Annotated in this window: 24 protein-coding genes; 10 read left to right on the top strand and 14 right to left on the bottom strand. The window is 31.8% G+C overall.

Features of this window, described 5'->3' with window-relative positions:
• Positions 1–4: 4 nt before the first annotated feature.
• The 6 genes from HNQ03_RS11740 to HNQ03_RS11720 form a co-directional block, all read right to left on the bottom strand.
• Positions 5–859, bottom strand: a complete 855-nt coding sequence (locus HNQ03_RS11740) for a hypothetical protein (RefSeq protein ID WP_173779879.1) — start codon at positions 857–859, stop codon at positions 5–7.
• A gap of 85 nt (positions 860–944) precedes the next feature.
• Complete coding sequence (gene queA / locus HNQ03_RS11735; protein WP_173779878.1) at positions 945–1,994, bottom strand: tRNA preQ1(34) S-adenosylmethionine ribosyltransferase-isomerase QueA; 1,050 nt, start codon at positions 1,992–1,994, stop codon at positions 945–947.
• Positions 1,995–2,233: 239 nt separating this feature from the next.
• Positions 2,234–2,461, bottom strand: a complete 228-nt coding sequence (locus HNQ03_RS16130; RefSeq protein ID WP_226927505.1) for a hypothetical protein — start codon at positions 2,459–2,461, stop codon at positions 2,234–2,236.
• A gap of 97 nt (positions 2,462–2,558) precedes the next feature.
• On the bottom strand, positions 2,559–3,065 hold the full coding sequence (locus HNQ03_RS16125) for a BRO-N domain-containing protein (protein WP_226927504.1): 507 nt from the start codon (positions 3,063–3,065) through the stop codon (positions 2,559–2,561).
• Positions 3,066–3,373: 308 nt separating this feature from the next.
• The gene (locus tag HNQ03_RS11725) at positions 3,374–5,371 is read right to left on the bottom strand and encodes a S9 family peptidase (protein ID WP_173779877.1); all 1,998 of its coding nucleotides are present in this window, start codon (positions 5,369–5,371) and stop codon (positions 3,374–3,376) included.
• A 222-nt stretch (positions 5,372–5,593) separates the two neighbouring features.
• Complete coding sequence (locus tag HNQ03_RS11720) at positions 5,594–6,046, bottom strand: Lrp/AsnC family transcriptional regulator (RefSeq protein WP_173779876.1); 453 nt, start codon at positions 6,044–6,046, stop codon at positions 5,594–5,596.
• Between the two features lie 161 nt (positions 6,047–6,207).
• Between HNQ03_RS11720 and HNQ03_RS11715 the strand changes: the two genes are divergently transcribed.
• Entirely contained in the window at positions 6,208–7,410 is a 1,203-nt protein-coding gene (locus tag HNQ03_RS11715; protein WP_173779875.1) for an aminotransferase class I/II-fold pyridoxal phosphate-dependent enzyme, read from the top strand.
• Positions 7,411–7,480: 70 nt separating this feature from the next.
• On the opposite strand, the gene HNQ03_RS11710 is transcribed toward HNQ03_RS11715, so the two are convergent.
• The 4 genes from HNQ03_RS11710 to HNQ03_RS11695 form a co-directional block, all read right to left on the bottom strand.
• A complete protein-coding gene (locus HNQ03_RS11710) occupies positions 7,481–7,738 on the bottom strand; it encodes a hypothetical protein (protein WP_226927503.1) in 258 nt (85 codons plus the stop codon).
• 167 nt (positions 7,739–7,905) lie between these two features.
• Positions 7,906–8,325, bottom strand: coding sequence for a hypothetical protein (locus tag HNQ03_RS11705; RefSeq protein ID WP_173779873.1), 420 nt, complete (start codon positions 8,323–8,325; stop codon positions 7,906–7,908).
• Positions 8,326–8,367: 42 nt separating this feature from the next.
• Complete coding sequence (locus HNQ03_RS11700) at positions 8,368–8,937, bottom strand: DUF6705 family protein (RefSeq protein ID WP_173779872.1); 570 nt, start codon at positions 8,935–8,937, stop codon at positions 8,368–8,370.
• A gap of 10 nt (positions 8,938–8,947) precedes the next feature.
• Entirely contained in the window at positions 8,948–10,513 is a 1,566-nt protein-coding gene (locus HNQ03_RS11695) for a hypothetical protein (RefSeq protein ID WP_173779871.1), read from the bottom strand.
• A 310-nt stretch (positions 10,514–10,823) separates the two neighbouring features.
• Between HNQ03_RS11695 and HNQ03_RS16230 the strand changes: the two genes are divergently transcribed.
• The 3 genes from HNQ03_RS16230 (at position 10,824) to HNQ03_RS11680 (ending at position 14,506) form a co-directional block, all read left to right on the top strand.
• A complete protein-coding gene (locus HNQ03_RS16230; RefSeq protein WP_317170373.1) occupies positions 10,824–11,093 on the top strand; it encodes a hypothetical protein in 270 nt (89 codons plus the stop codon).
• A 452-nt stretch (positions 11,094–11,545) separates the two neighbouring features.
• Positions 11,546–13,618 carry a polyphosphate kinase 1 gene (gene ppk1, locus HNQ03_RS11685; protein WP_173779870.1) on the top strand — a complete coding sequence of 691 codons (2,073 nt, stop codon included), beginning with the start codon at positions 11,546–11,548 and terminating at the stop codon, positions 13,616–13,618.
• Between the two features lie 6 nt (positions 13,619–13,624).
• On the top strand, positions 13,625–14,506 hold the full coding sequence (locus HNQ03_RS11680) for a Ppx/GppA phosphatase family protein (RefSeq protein WP_173779869.1): 882 nt from the start codon (positions 13,625–13,627) through the stop codon (positions 14,504–14,506).
• A gap of 77 nt (positions 14,507–14,583) precedes the next feature.
• Here HNQ03_RS11680 and HNQ03_RS11675 read toward each other — a convergent pair whose 3' ends face one another.
• The gene (locus tag HNQ03_RS11675; RefSeq protein WP_173779868.1) at positions 14,584–15,606 is read right to left on the bottom strand and encodes a 3-oxoacyl-ACP synthase III family protein; all 1,023 of its coding nucleotides are present in this window, start codon (positions 15,604–15,606) and stop codon (positions 14,584–14,586) included.
• A gap of 68 nt (positions 15,607–15,674) precedes the next feature.
• Between HNQ03_RS11675 and HNQ03_RS11670 the strand changes: the two genes are divergently transcribed.
• On the top strand, positions 15,675–16,577 hold the full coding sequence (locus HNQ03_RS11670) for a CorA family divalent cation transporter (RefSeq protein ID WP_173779867.1): 903 nt from the start codon (positions 15,675–15,677) through the stop codon (positions 16,575–16,577).
• A gap of 115 nt (positions 16,578–16,692) precedes the next feature.
• Positions 16,693–17,046, top strand: a complete 354-nt coding sequence (locus HNQ03_RS11665; protein WP_173779866.1) for a hypothetical protein — start codon at positions 16,693–16,695, stop codon at positions 17,044–17,046.
• A 44-nt stretch (positions 17,047–17,090) separates the two neighbouring features.
• On the opposite strand, the gene HNQ03_RS11660 is transcribed toward HNQ03_RS11665, so the two are convergent.
• A complete protein-coding gene (locus HNQ03_RS11660; RefSeq protein WP_173779865.1) occupies positions 17,091–18,209 on the bottom strand; it encodes a DNA polymerase III subunit in 1,119 nt (372 codons plus the stop codon).
• A gap of 160 nt (positions 18,210–18,369) precedes the next feature.
• On the opposite strand from HNQ03_RS11660, the gene HNQ03_RS11655 reads away from it, so the two are divergent.
• From HNQ03_RS11655 to HNQ03_RS11645, 3 genes are read left to right on the top strand one after another with little or no spacing between them, the layout of a single operon-like run.
• Complete coding sequence (locus HNQ03_RS11655) at positions 18,370–19,644, top strand: hypothetical protein (protein ID WP_173779864.1); 1,275 nt, start codon at positions 18,370–18,372, stop codon at positions 19,642–19,644.
• Position 19,645: 1 nt separating this feature from the next.
• Positions 19,646–20,242, top strand: coding sequence for an LPS export ABC transporter periplasmic protein LptC (gene lptC / locus HNQ03_RS11650; protein ID WP_173779863.1), 597 nt, complete (start codon positions 19,646–19,648; stop codon positions 20,240–20,242).
• A gap of 2 nt (positions 20,243–20,244) precedes the next feature.
• Complete coding sequence (locus tag HNQ03_RS11645; protein WP_173779862.1) at positions 20,245–21,291, top strand: anhydro-N-acetylmuramic acid kinase; 1,047 nt, start codon at positions 20,245–20,247, stop codon at positions 21,289–21,291.
• Positions 21,292–21,343: 52 nt separating this feature from the next.
• Here the strand turns inward: HNQ03_RS11645 and HNQ03_RS11640 are convergent, their stop codons facing one another.
• A complete protein-coding gene (locus tag HNQ03_RS11640; RefSeq protein ID WP_173779861.1) occupies positions 21,344–21,736 on the bottom strand; it encodes an SRPBCC family protein in 393 nt (130 codons plus the stop codon).
• A 38-nt stretch (positions 21,737–21,774) separates the two neighbouring features.
• Here HNQ03_RS11640 and HNQ03_RS11635 point away from each other — a divergent pair, with 38 nt between their 5' ends.
• Positions 21,775–22,377 (top strand): NUDIX hydrolase, encoded by a 603-nt coding sequence (locus tag HNQ03_RS11635; protein WP_173779860.1) that lies wholly within the window; start codon positions 21,775–21,777, stop codon positions 22,375–22,377.
• Between the two features lie 29 nt (positions 22,378–22,406).
• On the opposite strand, the gene HNQ03_RS11630 is transcribed toward HNQ03_RS11635, so the two are convergent.
• Positions 22,407–23,681, bottom strand: coding sequence for a UDP-N-acetylmuramoyl-tripeptide--D-alanyl-D-alanine ligase (locus HNQ03_RS11630; RefSeq protein ID WP_173779859.1), 1,275 nt, complete (start codon positions 23,679–23,681; stop codon positions 22,407–22,409).
• Positions 23,682–23,694 lie beyond the last annotated feature (13 nt).

The following is a 23,694-nucleotide window of genomic DNA, read 5'->3' as shown; positions in this document are numbered from 1 at the left end:
TTTTTTATAATTTTAGACGATATAAAAAAGAACCTTTCTTCGATGCTTCATCGGTGATTAATAAATTTTTATCGTCTTCAAAGCAAATACCTTCTTTTTGGGTATAATTTTCTAAATCTATCGTTTGGGATTTCCCAGAAAAGAAATCGTCGCCTTTAAAATCAGAGAAAATAAAGACTTTATCCGATGTTAAAAGTGCAACTTGCTTTTTGTTGGGACTCATATCTGCACCCGTAATTGCGCAACGATTAAAATCATCGCAGGTTACGAAACTGGATATTTTTTCTGCCGCAAGTTTTTCTTTTGTTTGATTTTTTACGCGATACAAATTCGTTGTTCCATCAAAATTGGAGCTTCTATTTTTGGTGAATAGATAAAAATTATTTTCAAATATAAAAAAAGATTCTGTATCAAAATTTCGATCTTTTTTCTTGGCCGGAAAATCTATCTGCTCTGGATAGAAAAATTGCACAACTTCTAATGCTTGCACATCATCTTTATTCAAATCTGCAGCATTAATTTTATAAATTGCAAGGTTTTTTCTATCATTATCATTGTTTCCAAAATCGCCAATATAGATATTTCCTTCTTCATCGGAAGTTAAATCTTCCCAATCATGATTTTCTACATTGTTGATTTTTATCTTTTGCATCAATTCTCCACTTTTGTTAAGACCAAGAAGAACATTATCATTTTTTTGATCTTCAATAGTCCATATTAAATCAGATTTTGATGCAATTTCACAAGCCGAAGCTTCATTTATTTTGCCAGGAAGTTCGGCAACAACTTCTAATTTTTGGGCTTTGGAGATACAAGAATTTGAAAAAATAAGCAAAATAGGAATAATTAGAGATTTCATTTTAATTGGAATTGAAGTTCAAAAATACATAAAAAAAATGTGCAACCATAAGCTGCACATTAGAAGATTTATATTTTTTGCAAAATTATATGATGAGCATTGCATCTCCGTAAGTATAAAATTTATACTTTTCTTTGATGGCAGTGTGATACGCTTCCAAAAGGAAATCTTTGCCAGCGAAAGCAGCAATCATCATTAACAAAGTTGATTTTGGCGTATGAAAATTGGTAATCATCGCGTTTGCAATTCCAAAATCGTGTGGCGGGAAGATGAATTTATTCGTCCAACCGTGGTATTGTCCCAATCTGTTGTTAGAAGAAACAGAAGTTTCTAAAGTACGCATTGTGGTAGTTCCTACAGCACAAATTCTACGATTTTCATCTAATGCTTTGTTGATGATATCTGCATTTTCTTGCGTAATTTTCGCTTCTTCGGATTCCATTTTATGTTTAGAAAGATCTTCTACTTCGATAGGATTAAAAGTTCCAAGTCCAACGTGAAGTGTAACTTCTGCGAAATCGATCCCTTTTATTTCCAATCTTTTCATCAAATGTCTCGAGAAATGCAAACCTGCAGTTGGTGCCGCTACAGCTCCTTCCTCTTTTGCGTAAATGGTTTGGTAGCGCTCCTCATCTTCTGGTTCTACTTCTCTGGTGATGTATTTTGGAAGGGGAGTATTTCCTAACTCTCTCAATTTTGAACGAAATTCTTCGTAAGATCCATCGTATAGAAAACGTAAAGTTCTTCCTCTACTTGTTGTATTATCAATAACTTCTGCAACCAAAGATTCATCCTCAGTGAAGAATAATTTGTTACCGATTCTTATTTTTCTTGCCGGATCTACGAGAACGTCCCAAACTTTTGTTTCTTTATCTAATTCTCTTAATAAGAAAACTTCAATTTTTGCACCCGTTTTTTCTTTATTACCATACAATCTCGCTGGGAAAACTTTGGTATTATTAAATATGAACAAATCTTTTTCGTCGAAATAATCAATAACGTCTTTGAAAAGTTTGTGTTCTATGGTTTGTGTAGCTCTATTTAAAACCATTAATCTTGATTCGTCTCTATTTGGAGCCGGATGTTCTGCTAGAAGTTCATCTGGCAAATCAAAATTAAAGTCGGAGGTTTTCATTTTCATAAGTAGAATATTTATTTTTTTAAGGTCTTATGAGGTCGGTTTAGTACTATTATTTTCTAAATAATAAATAGATACCGATTTCATAACTCGATTATTTTTATTTTTGAACATAAAATTTTGCAGAATTTACAAAATTTTCAGTCTGCAAATATACGATTATGAAAGGGGCAAAGTCAAGTGTTTTTGGAAATTTGTTTTTGAGAATGAATTTTTGCTAATATTTTGTATAAAAACTAACTAATATTTTTCTTATTATTTTCCGAAATTTTCTTTGCAGAGATAGAATTTACCACTTTTTTACCCGTTTTTTCTTCTATTTCTTTTCGGGTATTTCCAGCAATTGTTCCTCCTTGTTTGGCGATAATTTTATTTTCATTAAAATTTTTGGGCTTTTTTTCTTTGCTGATTTCTGTAGTGGTTGCTTCTGCAAGCATGTTTAAAACCAACTCAAGATTCGTCATATTGTCGCGAAGGTTTTCTTTCTTTCAATTTTTTGTAATCTTTCACAGAAAAACCGCTCCAGGCTTTTGTGATTTCGTCTGTTAAGATTGCATACTCTTAATCTTTTTTTACGCCTCTTTCGTCCCATTCGTCTGTAAGATCTTTACGAACTTCTATGCTTTTTAATCTTTGGTTGATCCAATCTTTGCTATATCCTTTCTTCAGGTAAGTTTCCATCAAACGATCTATTCCTATTTCTGGATCCTCTATTTCATCAATTCTTTCTCGTGCTACTTTTGCGATCCAAAGTTTAAAGGGCTCTGCTTTTGGCGATGGAATAGATTGAATTAAACGGAAAAGTTGTTCGGTATCTGCTACATCTGTTTTATAAAATTTCCCATCCGTAGATTGCATTTTCAGTTGTCCGATATTTTCGGACAACTCACTTCCTTCCACATTAAGTTTAGATTTTAAATCACTCCAATATTTTCTTGGTCGTTCAGAATCTGTTAATATTTCAATGATATCAACAATAGAAAAATACCATCTCTCATCTTCTTCGCTCCAAGTGGAACGAACTTTTTTTTCTTCAAATAATTTGATTGCGGTTTTATTTTTTAACATTAAAATTATTGTTACTTATTTTAAAAATATAATTTAGTAAATTTGAAATATTAATCCCTTTTTCGATGTCTGTAGATTTTTTAGAAATGTTACTAATTTCTTTGCCATTTTTATATCTGTTTATTTTAATTTTCACTATCTACAAATTAGTGAAGGCAGATATTTCTGATGCAAATAAAACTTTGTTAATTTGTTTAACTATCGCTTTACCATTTTTAGGAATTTTAAGCAGTTTTATTTATTTAAATATCAAGAAAAAATCTTTAGTTTAAAATAATTTCTATTACTTATTTAAATTTTCTAATATCCTACAACGTCTCCTTCAACCAACCAAAAAATTCTCTTTGCCAAACCAAACCATTTTGAGCATGCAAAACCCAGTGGTTTTCATTTGGAAGATACAAGAATTTTGTTTTCAACCCTTTCAATTTTGCCGATTGAAATGCTTGTTGCCCTTGCTCATAAGGAACACGGAAATCTATTCCACCCTGGATGATGTAAATTGGCGTGTTCCATTTCGCTACATAATTACTTGGGTTAAATTCTGTATAGGCTTTCGGTGTTGGTACGTCCCAAGGTTTTCCACCCAAATCCCAATTCGCGAAAAATAATTCTTCCGTAGTTCCGTACCAAGATTTCATATCAAATAATCCATCATGAGCAATGAAAGTTTTGAATCTATTTTCATGAATTCCAGCGAGCATAAAGACGGAATATCCACCATAACTTGCGCCAACTGCACCCATTCTATTTCCATCTACAAATGGTAAAGTTTTTGCAAAATCTGCAGCGGAAAGATAATCGTCCATTGGTTGTCCTCCCCAATCTTTAGAAATATCTTCGTTCCATTGAGTTCCCCAACCAGGCATTCCTCGTCTGTTTGGCGCAACAATTACATATCCATTTGCTGCCATCAAAGCGAAATTCCAACGAACCGAAAAGAATTGTGTGAGCGCAGATTGCGGTCCACCTTGACAGTACAAAAGTGTTGGATATTTCTTGGAAGGATCAAAATTTGGTGGATAGATCATCCAAACGCCCATTTCTTTTCCGTCTGTGGTTTTTATCAGTTTTAATTCTGATGTGCTCGGCGAAATTTTTGCGTAATTTTCTTTGTTAACGTCGGTCACTTTTTTCATTTCCCCATTTTTCAAATTCACGGAAAATAAATCTGCATTGTGGTTAAAATCTGTTCTGGTTACCATTAATGCTGCATCAGATTGAGCAACAATTCCTGTAACATCAAAATTTCCTTTTGTTATTTGTTGAATTTTAGGATTTTTAATATTCACAGAAAACAATTGATTGGTACCTCGGAAAGCAGCCGCGAAATAAATTTTTTCAGATTTTTGATCCCAAAAAACATCTCCAGTTGCACTTTCGTCCCAATTATTTGTAAGATCTGTTTTGGTTTTTGTTTTCCAATCCATCACCATAATTCTGTTTTTATCAGCTTCAAAACCATCTCTTTCCATACTTTGCCAAGATAAAATTTGTCCGTTTGGCGAAAATTTTGGGTTTACATCATATCCTAAATTGCTTTTGGTTAAATTTTCTGTCGTTTTAGATTGTAAATTGTAAGCATAAATGTCTGTATTCGTGCTTTGTGCGTATTCTGCACCGCTTTTCTTTTTGCTCACATACAGCAATTCTGTAGAATCTGGTGTCCAAAGAAAATCTTCGCTTCCACCAAATGGCTTTTGTGGACTATCAAACATTTCATTTAATAATAGATCCGTTGCTTCAGTTGCATTTTTAGAAGTTTCAACAACGAAAACGTGGTTGTATTTCCCTTCATTCCAAGCATCCCAATGTCTGTGATTGAGGTCTGTGTAAATTTGAGCGGTAGATTTTGGAGCATCATTATATTTATCTTTTCCAAGTAATTTTTCCATTTGAACTGCTTTGCTGAAAGCGATTTTTTTTCCATCTGGAGAGATTTTTATTTCGTCTACTTCGCCAATTTCATAAAATAAGTTCCAAGATTTCCCAGCATCTTTAGAAATAAAAATTTTGCCATCTTCTTGCGCATACAAGCCATTTTCGTCCCATTGAATGATGGATTTTTTGCCCAAATCTACATCTGATGTTGCGTCAGTTTTGGTATTTAGAAAAAACTTTTTACTATTCGTTTTTTCAGTTTTCAAATCTACTTTTCCTACGCTGTATATAAGCGAAGATTGATTGGGAGCCACCGCAGCAACAGACATTTTGTTTAAAGTCCAGAGCATTTCTGGTGTCATCACATTTTGTGCATTCATCATTAAAGGAAAAATTAGGGTACAGATAAGATATTTTAATTTCATTAGAAAAAATTTTTTGTTGAATTATTAATTGTAAAATTACGAATTACAAGATAACTAATGGAATAAAAGTTAGTATTCAAAGTAAAATATTTACCATGGAAGGTATTAAGACGCATTAAGAAAAAATTGCATTTCAGACATGATACATAATTAAAAATCATGACCTAACTAAATTATTTTAATAGCTTGATGGTTCAAATAAAAATTTGAGTAGTATTATTTTCAAGGTTCTATAACCGTAGAATTTTTCACTTCTTTGATCATGAATGAACTTTGAGTACTGCCAATATGCTGTAAATTGGTGAGTTTACTTACCATGAAATCTCGATATTCTTCAATATCTTTCACACAAATTTTCAAAATATAATCAAAATCACCAGCAACATGAAAACATTCCAAAACTTCTGGAAACTGGATGATTTCCTTTTCAAATTGGGTGATGTATTCTTTTTTATGCTGCGCCAATTTTACATGAGAAAGCACGATAAAATTCTTTTCTATCTGTTTTTTATTAATTAAGCAAACATATTTTTCGATAATTTTCTGCCTTTCCAATTTTTTTATTCTTTCAAAAACTGCCGTTGCAGACAAATCTAATTTCTGAGCGAGTTGTTTGGTGGTTTGTTTTGCATCATTTTGCAATAAAACGAGAAGCTTTTTATCGATTGCATCCATTTATTTTAGTTTTTAATTCTAATAAGGTTTTTATAAATTTAGAAAAATAGATTTTAATTCTGTATTTAGTTATTAAAATAAATTTAAAATCTAATTTTTGGTAAAAGTATTGTTTTAAATTTTAAATAATCTGATTTTTATCGAAATTTAAATTAACAATTATGAAAGACTTTGATGCAGCAAATAATATCCAAGATTTGCAATATTTTGGCGAATTTGGCGGAGTAAATCCATCAATTTCAGATAGTTCTACCTACACTTTCCTTTCTGCAAAAACCATGTTTGATACTTTCGAAGGCAACACAGAAGGTTGCTATCTATATTCCAGACATTCCTCGCCAAGCAATCTCTATTTAGGCGAAGCATTGGCACAATTGGAAGGTACAGAAAGTGCCAACGTAACAGCTTCTGGAATGGGTGCAATCACTTCTACCCTTCTTCAACTCTGCAAAAGCGGCGACGAAATAGTTTCTAGCAGAACCATCTACGGTGGAACTTATGCTTTTATGAAAAACTTCTTGCCAGATTATAAAATCAAAACTTCTTTCGTAGACATCACCAATTTAGAAGCGGTAGAAGCTGCCATTACCGAAAATACAAAGGTTCTGTTTTGCGAAACTGTGAGTAATCCGCTTTTAGAAATTGCAGATCTTCGGGAACTTTCAAAAATTGCTAAAAAGCATAATATTAAACTTATTGTAGACAATACATTTTCACCATTATCTATTTCATCCCAAAAACTGGGTGCAGATATTACGATACACAGTCTTACAAAATTCATCAATGGTAGCAGTGATGCTGTTGGTGGTGTAGTTTGCGCATCTTCTGACTTTGTGAATTCTTTAAAAGATGTCAATTCTGGTGCATGCATGTTGCTTGGACCAACGATGGACAGTTTTCGTGCAGCAAGTATTTTGAAGAATTTAAGAACACTACACATCAGAATAAAAAAGCACAGCGAAAATGCACAATATCTTGCAGAGAATTTTGAAAAAGATGGTTTAGTAGTAAAATATCCCGGATTAAAAAGCCATAGACAACATGAGCTATATTCTACAATGATCAACAAAGAGTATGGTTTTGGCGGTTTACTAACTCTAGATGTGCAAACCGTAGAGAAAGCCAATGAATTGATGGAACTCATGCAAAATGAAAATTTGGGATATTTAGCCGTAAGTCTTGGTTTTTATAAAACATTATTTTGCGCATCTGGAAGTTCTACCTCATCTGAAATACCAGAAGATGAGCAAAAAGAAATGGGACTTTCCCCAGGTTTAATAAGAATGTCCATTGGTTTGGATCATGATATAAAAAGGACTTACGAAAAGATGAAATGGTGCATGAAGCAAGTTGGCATCTTATAAAAATGAACTACTTCTAAACAAAAATTCCTGCGTGATGCAGGAATTTAATTTTTAATTTCAAAAATTTTTATCATCTATAAACCATAATATCTTTTACAATTTTATCTTGATAGAATAAATTTTCTTCATTTGTAAAGTATAAATTATTTTTGTTTTGAAGAAATTTTACACCAGATCTAGGAAAACTATCTTTCCATATAATGAGTAAAGTAATTGCATTATTAAAAGTATAAACTTTTTCGCAAAAATTAAATTGTGAAGAAACTATCACATTTTTATTTTTTGGATTAGAATCTCCCCAATGTGTTTTTGGTTGTATTGCCGTCATATCATTGAGCAAAATTGAGAGGGGTTTATTAATATATTGAGATTTATTAATCTCAAATTGTTTTAGGTAATTTAACGTGTCCAATGGTGTTTTTTGTGCCTTTAAGCTTACACTAAAAACAAAATTTATTAAAACAAATAAAATTAATCTGCAATACATATATATTATTATCTTCGATAAACACTAATATCTTTTACAATTTTATCTTGATAAAATAATTTTTCTTCATTTGTGTAATAAAAATTATTATTATTTTGAGGAAATTCTACTTCAGATCTAGGAAAACTAATATCCCATGTTATTCGCATAGTAATTGCATTATTAAAAGTATAATATTTTTCGCAAAAATTAAACATTGTAGAAACTACAGCATTTTTATTGTTTGGATTGGAATCTCCCCAATGTGTTTTTGGTTTTATTGCCGTCATATTATTGAGCAATATTGAGAGGGGTTTATTAATATATTGAGCCTTATTAATCTCAAATTGTTTTAGGTAATTTAATGTATCTAATGGTGTTTTTTGTGCATTAAAAGTTCCAGTAAAATTTAAAATAATTAGTAATAAAGTATTTAATATTGTTTTCATTACGTGAAATTATAAAATTCCTGCGGGTTTGCAGGAAATTTTTTATTGTTTAGTAAAAATCATTTCTAAAGGAAAAGTAGAACCTCCATATACTATTGTAGGAGTACTAGTTTTTATAATACTACTTTCACCCATTTTACCTTGAAATTTAAACTGTGTAGGAGATAGTGATGTCAATTTCACTTCATAACTTTTATTTTTAGGAATATCTTTGAAAAAGTAACTACGAATATTTCCTCCACATACAATTTCAAAATTAACAGAAATACCATAAAAAGAACTTAAATTTTCATTTGAAGTATTTACAAGTGTTATATTATTTTCTTTATAAATATAATAACCTAACATTCTGTCTTCATAGTAATTAAATACACTTTCGGTTACATGAAATTTATTTTGTTTCATTAAAACTAATGTCATTTCTCTATTACCAGATGTCCATTTCCAAGTACCAATAAATGGTTGGTATAAGTTACTAATATCTTTGAGGTATGTATTGCCATTAGTTGAACTAAACTTTTGATAACAAATATTTGTTGCATCTATAATATTAGTTTGACCTTTACAAGACATGCAAACAATGAAAGTAAAAAGATATAATATTTTATTCATAATAAGTGGTTTAAAGTGTACAATTTGTTTTATTAATAATTCCATTAGAATCTTTTTTTAATTCTCCCCAAATATTTCCATCTTTTCTATAGATACTGATTCCATTTCCAAAGCCCATATTTTCATCATTTAAAACATCTAAAAATAATTTTTCAGCTTTTGTTTGTGTAGATGCATCTTCATCGCCTCCATAATCCTTATATATTTTTCTAACTAATAAATCTGCATTTAGAGTTCCTTCAGCTGTATCTAAATCTAATCCAGCAAATAAAGTATCTAAAAATGAAGTATCATTTATTTTTATAGCATAAGTGGTACCATTTGCACTAGTAACATAAGAAATATAAACTGGCTTTCGTACTGGTATTAATGATTTATAACCTGCATAATAAGTAACAATATCTCCGAAAGAAAAAATAGGTAAATAACCTTCAGGATGATTGTGCATCTGTGCTATATCTAAGTTGTCATTATACAGTAATACCGAAATAGTATTACCAACGCCAATATCTTTGGGGGTTTGGTTCATTTTATATGTTATAGATTTACCTTTTCGTACCGTTATACTTGTTTCTATGCTATCTCTATTTGGATTATTTATCGAAACAATATTTTGGAGACTATCCAATTTACTTTGCATTATTACATTATCAGTATTATCTTTTAAAATTTGGCAAGAAGTTCTATCATCAGCATCATTTCCCACATTCGGCTGCGTAGGCACACCAATAGCACAACCATTTCCATCTACAAGACCTACTTCCCCAGGATTTGATGCTGCCGCTACACAAGGCTCTGGTGCTGGTCCTGGATCTCCACCACCACCTCCTGGTCCGCCAGAATTTCCTCCACCACCTTCAGATGGGGCAATCACTTCTGCAACTTCTGTGCATCCATAAGTAGAGATCAGATAAACCCCTGGTCCTTCCTGTCCTGATTGAGCACAAGAGCATGTATTCCAATTACTAAAGTTTCCAGGTATATCGTTGGTATAATTGGATTCATTATGTACTCCGTGGCAACATGGTACATAATATATAGATGTTGTAAAACCACAATTTACAGTACTTTTTCCTAATTGATTGTTTCCATTAAAGGTTCCCTTTGTAAGTTCTGTAATATTTGTTTTGTTTTTGAGATCTACATTTTCGCCACTTTCTAATTTTTGCTTTTCTTGAGCAGTAAGATTGTAAGAAAACAAAAATTCTTTGTAAGTGCCATCTGGAAGAAGAGAAAGCAATAGGTTTTCTACAGGATCATTTGGTTGTGGGTTGGTTCTATTAATATTAAAAGTGTAGGTATGAAAATTTGGCCCATTTTCTATATAGATCACATTATCTGTATCTATAGAAATACTATCTCCAAAACTCACCACTTTTCCAAATATATTCCCAGTTTTATTAGTGAGCTGTTGTTTCGCAAATTGCAACTCTGGTAAAATTCTACTTCGATGCGCACTTTCTTGTAAAGAAATTATTTTAGAAGTTAAGCCGCTTTGTGCAGCTTGATTTCTTGCATCTTGCTCCAAGAGAATATCTGGGCGGCAAGAGAATAGGAATGCAAAGAGCAAAAGCATCGCTGGTATTATATTAAAGTACTTTTTCTTCAGATTAATTCTGTTTTTATGGTTAAAGTTTTGCAATGATAAATAAATTTATTTACAATTCCCATGTTTATATGTAAATAAAGCGTAATTTTATTTCATTAATCTTAAAAAATATACTAAAATTCCTATCACAAATCTAAACAACAAACACCTCACCGAGCAAGAATTTTCTAACGCAACAAAAGCCCTTGCTGATCTGGAAACTTCGCTGGCAAGCATTGCCGTCAATCTTTCTGCAAAAGACCGCCAAAAATATGGAAGCATTAACGAGCAAAATAAATTGTTCGTAAACAAAGTTTCAGATTTCAACAAAAATCAAGCAGACCTTAGTGCTTCGGAAATAGATTGGGAAGAGTTTCAAAAAGATTTTGCCTCCCGCCAAAATTATGAAGCCATCATCGCCCGTTTAGAAAGTATTACCATGAGCCTAAAAAATGCAAAAATCTTGCACGATTACGATAATTATCAAGCAGCATTGATAGACTATGGTTTTACATCCTACAAAGCAGGTACGCATCGCCAAGTTTTGAAACCAAACAAAACGAATTGAAACAATTTTTCACCAGGACTTCAAAAACCACAGAAACACCACCCACCCAATAGAAAACGATAAAAATAATATACAAACAAGCCCGAAACCTGTATTTCGGGCTTATTTCTTTATAAATTGAGGTTCCAATACTAATCTAATGCCGTCTAAAAATGATATTGTAGGGTATAAAAACCAAATCACGGCAGACAAAACACCATCGTTGAGGTTGATAGACCGCAAAATATAGTTGCAGAACCAGAAACCATCATCTCAAAACCGCAACACATTATTCCGAAACCCCAAAATTTGGGTTCTACAACCCCAACAGATATGTATGGAACGTGGAGCGAGGAGTTTTTACTAGTTGGGAGTGGTTTTTTGGCATAAATTCTATAAAGTTTGCGTAATCTTAAGCCAATTTAATATAGAAAAGATTTTTAAATCCTTATTTTTGAGGAAATTTAGATTTTATGCAAGATCAGTTTAATGCAAGAGACGTTACTTGGCTTTCCTTCAACGAAAGAGTGATGCAAGAAGCGATGGATGAAAGCGTGCCGTTGCATATTCGCATTCGGTTTTTGGGTATTTTTTCTAATAATTTGGATGAGTTTTTTCGTGTGCGTGTTGCTGGTTTGAAGCGCGCCATGGATTTTAAACAAAAAATAATATCCGATTCTTTCTTTCAGCCGCCTTCCAAAATATTGAAACAGGTGCATGATATCGTAATCACGCAGCAAGATAAATTTAATGAATGTTGGGAGAAAATTCAAGCAGAAATGGCCGAAAATAAGGTCTTTATCAAAACTGCTAAAAATTTAAATGAGAAGGAAGAAAAATTTGTAGCCCAATATTTTGATAAAGAAGTAGAGAGCAATGTAATCCCTATTTTGCTCAATTCTCATACGCCGATGCCCTACCTAAGAGATAAAAGTTTGTACATAGGTGTTGCCATGAAAAAGGATGAAAAACCAAATGAGCACAACTTTGCCATCATAGAAGTTCCTTCTAGATTTTCTGGTAGGTTTGTACTTTTACCTTCTGATAATGAAGAAAGAAACGTGATTTTACTAGAAGATGTGATTATCTATAATCTGCCGATTATATTTTCTTATTTTGAATTTGATCATTTTGAAGCACATTGTTTTAAAGTAACCAAAGATGCCGAATTTGATTTGGATAACGACATCAAAACAACGCTATCTGAAAAGATAGAAAAAGCCGTAAAATCTCGTAGAAAAGGCAAGCCAACGCGTTTTATATTTGATAAAGATATGAATGCTGAATTGGTGAAATTTCTAATTACGAAATTGAAACTCAGCCAAAGAGATAGTATTATTGCTGGACAAAAGATTCATAATTTCAAACATTTTATGGATTTCCCAGATATTCTACAAAAAGAAGAAACGCCCATAGAAAGAACTTCCTTCCACCATCCAGCTTTTGAAAATTCTGCAAGAATTACAGATATATTATTAAAAAAAGATGTGATGCTCACCTTCCCATATCACACCTATAGACCAGTGATAGACCTTTTGAGAGAAGCAGCAATGGACCCACATGTGAAAAGCATACAGATTACTGCATACAGATTGGCCAATAATTCCAAAATCGTGAATGCGCTCATCTATGCTGCGAGAAATGGGAAAATTGTAACCATCATCATAGAACTTCGCGCAAGATTTGATGAAGAGAATAATCTACTCTGGACAGAGAGAATGCAATTGGAAGGTGTGAATGTACTGCACGGAATACCCAACAAAAAAGTGCACGCAAAATTGTGCATCATCAAAAAAAGAGTGAACAATAAAACCATACAATATGGTTTTGTGAGCACAGGAAACTTCAACGAAAAGACGGCAAAAATCTATAGTGATAATCTGCTGATGACAAGCAATAGAAGTGTGATGGCAGATATAAATAAAATATTTAATTTATTTAAAAAGCCTAATGCAGACATTCATCAATCTTTGAAAAATTGCAAAACATTGCTGATGTGCCCAGATTTCATGCGGGAGAAAATAAATTGGCAAATAGATAGAGAAATTGCTGAAGCAAAAGCCGGCAGAAAAGCAGAGATGATCATCAAAGTAAATTCTCTGAGCGATAGGGAAATCATCATCAAACTATACCAAGCTGCAGAAGCGGGTGTAGCGGTGAAGATGATTGTACGTGGTATATATTGCGCGGTGAATAGAAAAAGTTTTAAAAAACAAATAGAAGCCATCAGCATTGTAGATGAATATCTGGAACATTCTAGAATTATGTATTTTTACAACAAAGGTATGGGAGACATCTACATATCTTCCGCAGACTGGATGCGCAGAAATTTGGACTATAGAATAGAAGCAGCAGTAAAAATAACGCAAAAAGATTTGAAAAAAGAGATCAAAGATTTGCTAGAAATTCAGCTGAAAGACAACGTGAAAGCCAGAATTTTGGACAATAAAATGAAAAATAAATATGTAGAAATTACGGAAACACCATTCCGATCTCAGATAGAGACCTACAAATATCTACGTACAAAAACACAGCAAAATAACTAGAAAATAATGAAAATAGCCGCGATAGATATAGGAAGTAATGCTGCAAGATTGCTCATCAATGAAGTATTGCCCAAAAAAAATGGAGAAGATTATACTAAACTCAATCTTTTAAGAATACCACTTCGTTTGGGAATGGATGTTTTTACCACGGGAGAAATTGGCGAAACACGGGAAAAAATGATGCTAGATACCATGAAAATTTTCAGCGATTTGATGAAAATTTACGAAGTAGAGCATTACCGAGCTTGCGCTACAAGTGCGATGAGAGATGCAAAAAATGGGCAAGACATCATCAAAAAAATTAAAGAAAATACGGGCATCAATATAGAAATTATCTCTGGAGACGAGGAAGCAAGCATCATTGTAGAAAACCATATTGAAGATGGCCTAGACAAAAATTTCGGTTACTTGTATGTAGATGTAGGTGGTGGATCTACGGAATTGATGTACTATGAAAATGAAAAATTGAAGTATAAAAAATCTTTCAACATTGGGACCATTCGTGTGATGAATGATTTGGTGACCAAAGAAATGTGGAAGGAATTGGAGACCGAAGTGAAAAATAACATCCTAAGCAAAAAACCAATATTAGGGATAGGCTCTGGTGGAAATATTAATAAAATAGCTTCATTGAGCAAGACAAAAGATGGTAAGGCTATTCAATTTTCTACGATGAATAAATTTTACAAAGAACTTTCTCCACTATCTATAGAAGAGCGTATGGAAAAATACAATCTGAGGAGAGATCGTGCAGATGTGATTGTACCTGCACTTTCTATCTTCAATAAAATATTATCTTCCGCAAAAATTACCAAAATATTTGTACCAAAAATATCTGTCGCAGATGGTTTGATCCATAATATTTATGATAATTTAAAAAATAAATAATGATGAAATAATAATTTTTTCTACAATTTAATCAAAATTTCATTCTTGATTCTCGACTCTTGAATCTAGAATCTTTTTTAATAATTAAATAATACACTTCCCCAAGTAAATCCACTACCGAAGGCAGAAAGTAGCACCAAATCACCACGTTTTACTCTATCTTGTTCTATGGCTTCGCTTAATGCAATTGCGATGGAGGCAGAAGTTGTATTGCCATACTTCTGGATATTATTAAATACTTTTTCGTCTGGCAAGCCAAATTTCTGTTGTATAAATTGAGAAATTCTCAAATTCGCTTGATGTGGGATAAATAAATCTAAATCTTCTATAGATTTGCCTGCAGAATTTAGAGCTTCCAGCATGGTTTCTGGAAATCTGGTAACTGCATTTTTGAAAACAAAATTACCATTCATGTGCGGATAAATTTCTGCTTCCGTCACAGCTTCTGGTTCCGTTCGCAATCTATCACTCCATCCAAATTTAGATCCAGGGAATTTTGTGCACAATTCTTCTGCATATTTACCTTCCGAGTGAAGGTTGCAATGTAAAATATCACCAGAATTTTCTTCTTCTGTGGCAGATAAAATTAAAGCTCCTGCTCCATCTCCAAAAATGACGGAAACTCCACGACCAGCATCAGAAAAATCTAAACCAAAAGAATGAATATCTGCACCTACAACTAAAATATTTTTGTAAGTTCCAGATTTTATAAACGCATTGGCAACACTAATTGCATATACAAAACCAGAACACTGGTTGCGCACATCCAAAGCTCCAATAGTTTCGCATCCAAGCATATCTTGCAATTGCACACCACAACCAGGAAAAAAATAATCTGGAGAAAGGGTTGCAAAAACGATAAAATCCACATCTTTTGCAGATATATTTGCGTTTTTAAGTGCTATTTCTGCAGCTTTGAAACCTAGAAAAGCAGTAGTTTCTTCGCTATCATTTCTATTTTTGCGATGTCGCCTTTCTTTAATTCCTGTTCGTTCTGTGATCCAATCGTCGTTGGTATTCATCAATTTTGAAAGATCATCATTCGTGACGATATTTTCTGGCAAATAATGCCCTGTTCCGAGTATTGTGCTTTTAATCATAAGTTTTACTAAATTAGTCAAAATTTTTCAATTCACTTAAATTTATAAATATTTTTCTCAAAATCGATATGGCAATAGAACTCATTTTTAAAAATAAAAATTGTGAATGGATAGATGTAGAAGGTGCTACCCAAGAAGATTTAAAATTCTTGCATGAAAGATTTGGCATCAACTATCTATTATTAGAAGATACTATAGATCCCAATCACTTGCCGAAATATGAGGAAGATAGTAATTTGAAATTTTTTTTGATGCGCGAAAATACGGAATTAGATCGTAAAAACTTAAATAGCATAAGTGATGTAAGTACAAAATTGGGTATTTATTTAATAGATAATATCATCATTACCATACATCGTTTAAAAAATCGAAGTGTGTATGAAGTAAAAAAAGATATTTTGTTGAAAAAAGAAGCTATTTCTAGAGATGATATTGCACTTTCTTTAGCCATAAAAGTGATGAAATTTTATGATGATGAAGCCAAACATACCTTGAATTTAATAGACGAATTGGAAAGTGAAATCTTTCTACAAAATAAAGAATCTCCAAATCTACTGCGAAAACTGTATCGTTTAAAAAGAAAAACTGGCTTAAATAATAGAATTCTAAACATGTCTACAGATTGGGTAGATAAATTTAAAAAATTAGACCTTTCTGATACAGAAATCACCGATTTGAAAGATAAGCATAAAGATGTGATTGTAGATTATGATCATTTAAATGGACAAGCAATCAACTTAATATTCATGTTTTTGGCTCTATCAGATCAAAAAGCCAATCAAACGATGAAAATTTTGACGAGGTTTTCGGTTTATTTTTTACCAATCACCTTTCTCGCTGGTTTGTATGGTATGAATTTTAAATATATGCCAGAATTGGAATCGGAGTATGGATATTATTTCACTTTAGCACTAATGGCATTGATTGTAATTGCGACATTTATCTATTTTAATACAAAAAATAAATCTTAACATATTATCCAGATCAGATTTTGAAATAATTTTTTCTTTTGCTATTTAAAAAAAAGTTTCTCTTATCTTAAAATAATTTTGTAATTTTAGTCATTGTTAAAAAAACGATAATTCTATGAAAAAATTACTACTTCTTTTCTCCCTAATCTTAGTTTTCACAACTGGCTGTACTACAGAACTTTCTGAAAGACCAAACGGAATTTATGTAGAGAAATCTCCAACAGAATTTCGCACAACCATTAATTTTACGTCAGATAGAGAATTAACAATCACAAAGATAGATGGAACTTCAAAGGATTATAGTTTTAGCGTTGGAGAGATGATCATGTCTTTAACACCAAAAAACGAGGCTACTTATCCTTCTATAAATTTATTCTATCACTACACAGATCCAAATCAATTTGAAATAGGGAACATATACACTGGAGATACAGACGTAATGGTTTTTGTAAGGCCACCTACTAAATAATAAAATTTTAAATAAAATATAAACCACTTTTTTAAGTGGTTTTTTTATGGAGTCCTATGTATGAATCTAGATAATTTTATGCCAAGATCTGTCCATATTATTTTGGCATTTCCATTTCTCAGCAGGTGCAAATCTGCCATAGAAATCTCTTCCAAAATGCTTTCTATATTTGCACCATGTATAAATTTAGAGAAACTATCCCAATTAAAATTACCTGCATCTATTTTTGTGTATACAAGATCTTTTGCACCATAAGATTGCAACATTGCAAGACGAAACATCTCTGCGCAAAATTCTAGAAAACTTTTTTGCTTGTCTCTATTCCATTTAGAAATAGTTTCTGCCCATTTTAAAATTTGAATAAGAAATTCTGGCTTCTTCTTTACCTGAAAAGCAAACCTTACCCAATCCACAAACAATTCTTCAAATTCCGAAACAGTATCTCCAGCGCTAATAATTTTTAAAGCGGTATTCAAATTCCCTTGGGCTTTTTGTATTACTTTTAGCAATTCATGCTCTTCACAAAGATTATTTTTCAATAAATAGTTGCTTAGATCTTCATCTGAAATTCTAGGAATTTCCAAAATCTGGCATCTAGAGGTAATGGTAGGAAGAAAATTATCTGTAGTTTCTGCTAAAAGTAAAATTATAGTTTTTTCTGGCGGCTCCTCTAGAAATTTAAGTAATTTATTAGACGCTTGAATATTCATTTTATCAGCACGCCAAATAATTAAAATTTTTGTACCTCCTTCAAAACTCTTTAGCACAAATTGACTTGTCTGCTCTTCTATTTCCTGTACAGAAATACTGAACTGCTTGTTTTTAGAATCCAATTTTTCTTGCCAATCTGCAAAGTTAAAGTATGGATCTTCTAAGATTATCTCCCGAAATTCTGGCATCAATCTTTTGCTCACAGATTTTCCATCCTCAGAAAAAACTGGGAAACTGAAATGCATATCAAGATGATTGAGATGCTCTACCTTTGAACTTGCCTTCTCATTTTCTTTCAGCAATATTTCTTTTGCGTATGCTAAAGCTAATGGCAAAATTCCATTTCCTTCATTTCCCACAAAAAGTTGTGCATGGCTTACTCTATTATTTGCAATACTATCCTTTAGATGTTGCTTCAAAATTTCTTGGCCAGCTATTTGTTCCCAATTCATGCTCAAAGATACTTTATTTTGAAAAATATTTATTTTTTTTAATGAAAATTTATGGAAATATTTTGTTAAAAAGACCATATTCTCCTTAACAAACTTTAACCATGCTTAATTTTCAGAATTCATTATATTTTAGGATATTTGCGCTCGCTTAAAAAACAGTATGAAAAAAATTTTTGTTGGCTCATTTCTCATCGTAGGATATTTCTTCAACGCTCAAAGTATTGGAAATTCTCCTTATGCATCCTATGGAATTGGAGATGTAAAATATGACAACACTGTGGAAACCAACTCTATGGGTGGATTATCAACCGCGTACATTTCAGATTTTCCAAATAGTTTTAATTTTAAAAATCCTGCAGCTAATGATAATCTGGAACTTACCTCTTTCAGGATAGAAGCTAGAAATGAAAATAATTTTTTCAAATCTGGTGTTACAGATTCTAAATCTACCAAACATTCTACTTATCTGTCTAATATTTCTTTGGCATTTCCACTATCCCCAAAGGTGAAATTTGGTTTAGGATATCAACCATACAGCAGCAAGAGTTATAATGTAGTACAAACCGAGTTGTTTTCGGATGGTACTATTAAAGCAAATAATTTTGAAGGTACAGGTAGTGTAAATACATTACAAGCAGCGGTTTCTTACAAAATTACTCCAGAATTATCCTTAGGATTAAGAACAAATTATTATTTTGGAAATATTTCTGATATAGATGAAGTTACAACTTCCAATTCAGAATTAATTAATGGGTATGAAACCAACACAAAAATTCAAAATTTAAATTTTACAGCTGGTACAACTTATCAGAAAAAATTTGATAATGATCATAAATTAACTTTTGGCGCAACAAGTACTTTTGGAAATAGTAGTAAATTGACGACTAAATATACCAACAGTACTTATTATTACGATGGTCTGTCGGTAAAAGTTCAGGAAGACATTATTGAAGAAAAAGAAGGAGATGTGAAAAGTCTATTTCCTTTAGAAATTTCTACTGGAGCAGGATACGGTCATTTAAACAAATGGTTTGTAGGTACGCAGGTAGACTATAAAAAAGGACAAACAGTAGATTTGTTTGGACAAGTTTTCGAATATAGAGATTCTTACAAATTTATTGCAGGTGGTTGGTTTTTACCAAATGCTAATGACTTTAGAAATTATTTTAATAGAGTTATTTATAGGTATGGTGCGTATTATGAAAAAGGAAATCTGTTCATAAACGATACAAACATCAACACGGTTGGACTTTCTTTCGGAGCTACATTGCCATTTAAAAATACTGGTGCAAATAGATTAAGCGGTTTAGATATTGGTGTGGATTTAGGAAAAAGAGGTACTACCAAAAATAATCTTATCAACCAGAATTTTGTAAATTTAAAAATTGGAATTAATTTTTCTGATAAATGGTTTAATAAAAGGTTGATCAACTAGGATGAATATTTTCCTCAAAAAAATAATTAAAAATACAGCTTTCCTTTTTGGATGTGCTGTATTTTTTATTTCTTGTGATGAAGATATTGCGGAAAATAATGCCAAAAACAAATTGAAAAATGTGCCTACACAGGTTATTTACAATGCAAAGATAGTGCAGCGAGATTCTGGACTTGTAAAACTGCGAGCAAGTGCAAAACTATTAGAAAAGTTTGAACTTTCAGACTCTCCTTATGTTGTCGCAAGAAAAGGTATCGTCATAGATTTTTATGACAAAGAAACACCCGACAAACCTGGAAATATAAAAGCAAATTTCGCGAAATACAATGAAAAAAGTAGATTTTATGAAGCACGCGGCAATGTTGTAATCCGCACAAATAAAGATCAATTGTTTGCAACACAATCTGTATTTTGGAATCAAACTAAGAAAGAAATTTACACAAGTGACACTGTTTTCGTCACAGATCCAGATGGAAACACCTTAGTTGGCGCTAATGGTATGACTGCGAAAGACGATTTTTCTAGCTATCAATTTTTCAATAATTCTGGTGCATTTAATAAAAGTAAAATGTCTGCACCTGGTATTCAAAAAAAATAGAAATGAAATTCTACGCTATAGGTTTAATGTCTGGGACAAGTTTGGATGGTCTGGATATTTGCTATGCAACATTCGAGAAACATGGTTCTTCATGGAATTTCAACATTTTGAAAGCAGAAACAATCCCCTATCCTGCAGATTGGGAAAATAAATTAAAAAGCAGTTTTTCGTTATCTGCACCAGAATTGATGGAGCTAAACTCGCAATATGGTTTTTATTTGGGCGAAAAAATAAAAATTTTCATTTCTAAAAATAAAATTCAAAAGCTAGATGTAATTGCATCTCACGGTCACACGGTTTTTCATCAACCATCAAAAAAATTTACAACCCAAATCGGCGATGGACGAGCCATTAAGCTATTTAACAATTTCCCAGTAGTTTATGATTTTCGCAGCCAAGATGTGCTAATGGGCGGAAATGGAGCGCCATTGGTTCCAATTGGAGATTCTCTTTTATTCTCAGCATATGATTCTTGTTTAAATTTGGGTGGATTTTCCAATATTTCTTTTATTAAAAATGAAAAAAGATTGGCTTTTGATATTTGCCCAGTAAATATTGTCTTAAATAAAATCGCCGAAAATTTTGGTGAAAAATATGATAACAATGGAAACATCGCAAAATCAGGTATCGTAGATCAACAAATTTTAGAAAAATTAGATAATTTAAAATTTTATATACAAAAAGCACCTAAATCTTTGGGTTTAGAATGGGTAAACGAGAATGTATTTCCTCTTTTAGAGAATTTAAAAGATGAAAATATATTGGCCACCTTCACGCATCATATTGCAAACCAAATTGCGGATATTGCTAACTATTATTCGTTAAAAAACATCTTGATTACTGGTGGAGGAAGCTTTAATGGATATTTAATTTCATTATTAAAAACTAAAACAAAGGCAGAAATTATAATTCCTGAAAGTGACATTATCAATTTTAAGGAAGCTTTGATTTTTGCTTTTATGGGCGTTTTAAGAATCAATAATGAGATAAATATACTTTCTTCCGCAACGGGAAGTTCTAAAGATCATTGCAGCGGAATATTAGTTTAAATAAAAAAGCCCAAAATATAAATTTCAGGCTTTGTAAATTCTGTGAAATTAATTAAGCAAAATGCTTTTCTATTTTATCTGTGAGTGCATTCATAAAATTTTGCAAAGGTTTTTCTACCATCATTTTTATAAATGGATTAAATTTTCCCTCGAAAAGCATCTGAGCTTCTGTTGTTTCTTCATTAATTTTGGTAAAATGAGTAACCAATTCGAATTCTAAACTAGAACTTGCAGAGGTTAATACAGCTTTTTCTTCGTTGATATCTCCCAGTTTCAGTGCTATTTCTGGCATTCCTTGCAAAGAAAATTTAAAACTCCCTTCTCTAGATTCAAATTTTTGCAAACTTTCTGGCATTAATTGTTCATAATTGGAGGATGTTTTTAGTAATTCTACAATTTCAGAAACTGGTTTATTAATGATTATTTTTCTTCCTTCTAAATTCATTTTTTATATTTTTGTAGTATTAAACAACAATAATGCAAATGTATAAAGTTTTTGTAAACGAGAAAGAATTATTTCTCTCAAAATCAGAAAAAAGTGTCGAAAAAAATTTAAAATTTGAAGATGCAAAAACCTTCGAGATGGGAATTGATATTCTACAAAACACATCTTGCAAAGCTCTGAATATTTATTTTGAAAATTCTGATGCTTTGTGGGAAAATTTCAAAAAATCTATAATTACAATAGAAGCGGCAGGCGGAATTGTGAAAAACATGGACGAGGAAATTTTATTTATAAAAAGAATGGGTAAATGGGATTTGCCAAAAGGTAAAATTGAAATCGGTGAATCTACAGAAAATGCTGCTTTACGTGAAGTTGAAGAGGAAACAGGAATTACTCATCTAGAAATTACAGAATTCATTACAGAAACATACCACATCTACACAGATAGAAATTTGAAAAATATTTTAAAAATCACGCATTGGTTTTCTATGAATTATGCTGGAAATGAAATTCCTATTCCTCAAATTGAAGAAGGAATTTCTGAAGTTGCCTGGAAAAACAAACGTGATATAGTGGAAATAGTATATCCTAAAACGTTCAAAAATATAAAAATGATTCTTGAAAACATAGGATTTCATTAGTTTAATTTCATAAAAAATCTAGCAAACAATCAATCTATAAAATCTAAAATTTTCTCCAAAGCTATTCCTCGTGATGCTTTTAATAGAATATTTTCTGTAATAATTTTATTTCCCTGCAAATATTCAATCAGTTCTTGAGTATTTGTAAAACTTAAATCTCCAGTATTCGCTTTTTGAAATTCTCTTCCGACCGTAATAATTTGATTAAAAGAAAAGTTTTTAGCGAAATTTAAAATCTCTTTATGTTCTGTTTCACTTTCATTGCCTAATTCAAGCATATCGCCAATGATGATAGTTTTGGAACCAGCAAATGAACTAAAGTTTTTCAAAGATTCTACCATCGAAGAAGGATTTGCATTGTAGGTATCTAAAACTAAAGTTTTATCATTTTTTCTTAGTATTTGAGAGCGCATATTTGTAGGAACATACAATTCAACAGCATTTTTTATACTTGTAAAATCAATGTCGTACTTTAATCCTAATGCGACAGCAGCTGAAAGATTGGAGAAATTGTAGCTTCCAGTTAGTTGTGAAAGTAGTTTTTGACCTAAGAATTCTAGACCAACCAGATTGTTTTCTGTGTAATTTTCAAAATAATAGTCTGCATTTGGAGTTCCAAAAGAAATGACATCTTTATAATCTACCGTTTTTTCAACTTGTATTTGGTCAGATTTATTAATTAAAATTGTTTTGTTCTCACTCATTAAGTAAGCATACATCTCAGATTTACCTTTTATTACACCTTCAAAACCACCAAAACCTTCTAAGTGTGCTTTTCCAAAATTAGTAATATATCCTAAAGTTGGTTTAGCCAGCGTGCACAAAAATTCAATTTCTTTTTGATGATTAGCACCCATCTCTACCACTGCAATCTCATGATCCGGTTTTATAGAAAGCAAAGTAAGGGGAACACCAATATGATTGTTAAAATTACCTTCTGTTGCTAATACGTTGTACTTTGCGGAAAGTACTGTATGAATGAGTTCTTTGGTAGTAGTTTTCCCATTACTTCCCGTTAAACCAATGATAGGAATATCAATTTTACTTCTATGATAAATGGCTAATTCTTGTAAAAATTGCAAAGTGGATGCTACATAATAAATATTTTTTTCTTTGTTTTCAAACTCTTGTAATTCTACAATTGCTGCAAGTGCGCCATTTTCTATTGCACTTTCTGCAAGTTGGGCAGCATTGAAATTATCGCCAGAAAAGGCAAAGAAAATATCATTCTTTTTCACTTTTCTACTGTCTATTTGTACAGCGGTACATCTTTTAAATATCGAATAAAAATCTTGTGCATTCATCTTTGCAAAAATA

It is taken from the genome of Frigoriflavimonas asaccharolytica, from assembly GCF_013294015.1.
GTDB lineage: Bacteria > Bacteroidota > Bacteroidia > Flavobacteriales > Weeksellaceae > Frigoriflavimonas > Frigoriflavimonas asaccharolytica.
The sequence above is the reverse complement of the archived record's forward strand: the minus strand, read 5'-3'. Positions and strand labels throughout refer to the sequence as shown.